General features: G+C 68.8%; 2 protein-coding genes. One reads left to right on the top strand and one right to left on the bottom strand.

Going from position 1 to position 1,312, the window contains the following annotated elements:
- Nucleotides 1-401, bottom strand: a 401-nt coding sequence (locus GJ632_RS21550) for a PHP domain-containing protein (protein WP_343161322.1), incomplete at its 3' end; no start/stop codon positions are given.
- 114 nt (nucleotides 402-515) lie between these two features.
- Between GJ632_RS21550 and GJ632_RS21555 the strand changes: the two genes are divergently transcribed.
- Nucleotides 516-1,312 (top strand): AIR synthase related protein (locus tag GJ632_RS21555; RefSeq protein ID WP_231751755.1); only part of this gene is annotated, 797 nt, incomplete at its 3' end.

Below are 1,312 nucleotides of genomic sequence, written 5' to 3' on the forward strand. Positions count from 1 at the left end.
TTGTACACCTCGATGGCGTCCGCCTCGGCGAGTTGCGTGCGGGTGATGTGCGGGGCGACGCCGTGCCGCGAGGACTGGAACGGGTGCGGGACGACGGCGATGCCGCCCTGGTCGCGGATGGCCGAGAGCGTCTCGTCGTAGGAGAGACCGGCCGGAATCAGTTCGTCGATGCCGAGTGCGAGCACGTGACCCGCCGCGGACGTGACCTCCATCCCCGGGATGCCGACCAGTCCGTACTCCTCGGCGATGTCGGCGGCGCGGAGACTCGCGTCTATCTCGTCGTGGTCGGTGACCGCGAGGGCGTCCAGACCGACCGCCTCCGCCTGTTCGAGGAGGAGTTCTATCGGGTCACGGCCGTCGTACGAGAGCGCCGAATGCGCGTGCAACTCGACCGATAACACAGGTGTGGATAGTCGCCCCGGTTAGAAAAACCGCGCGGTCCGACGCGGCGCGTATCTGGTCACGTTCGTGCACATAGAAAGAACTTACCCCCTGCGTTCTGACCACGTCAATGAATGAGTCTTTCCGACGCGGACCGCGAACTCGTCGTGGCCGAACTCGGACGCGACCCGACGCCGGCGGAGACGGTGCTCTTCGAGAACCTCTGGAGCGAACACTGCGCGTACCGGTCCTCGCGCCCCCTCCTCTCGGCGTTCTCGTCGGAGGGCGACCAGGTCGTCGTCGGCCCCGGGGACGACGCGGCCGTGGTCCGCCTGCCGACGTCCGACGGTGCGGAGACGACCGACGGCGAGACGTACGTTACGATGGGCATCGAGAGCCACAACCACCCCTCGTACGTCGACCCCTACGACGGCGCGGCGACGGGCGTCGGCGGCATCGTCCGCGACACGCTGTCGATGGGCGCGTACCCCATCGCGCTGGCCGACAGCCTCTACTTCGGCGACTTCGACCGCGAGCACTCCCGCTACCTGCTGGAGGGCGTCGTCGAGGGCATCGCCGACTACGGCAACGCCATCGGCGTCCCCACCGTCGCCGGGAGCGTCGAGTTCCACGAGGACTACGAGGGCAACCCGTTGGTGAACGTCGCCTGCGTCGGCCTCCTCGACGCGGACCGCCTCGTCACCGCCGAGGCCCAGTCGGCCGGCAACAAACTCGTCCTCGTCGGCAACGCGACGGGACGCGACGGCCTCGGCGGCGCCTCCTTCGCCAGCGAGGACCTCGCCGAGGACGCCGAGACCGAGGACCGCCCCGCCGTACAGGTGGGCGACCCCTACTCGGAGAAACTGCTCGTCGAGGCGAACGAGGAACTCGTCGCCGACGGCCTCGTCGAGTCGGTTGACCGATGCCGCGG

This window comes from Halogeometricum sp. CBA1124 (assembly GCF_009741955.1).
Classification (GTDB): domain Archaea; phylum Halobacteriota; class Halobacteria; order Halobacteriales; family Haloferacaceae; genus Halogeometricum; species Halogeometricum rufum.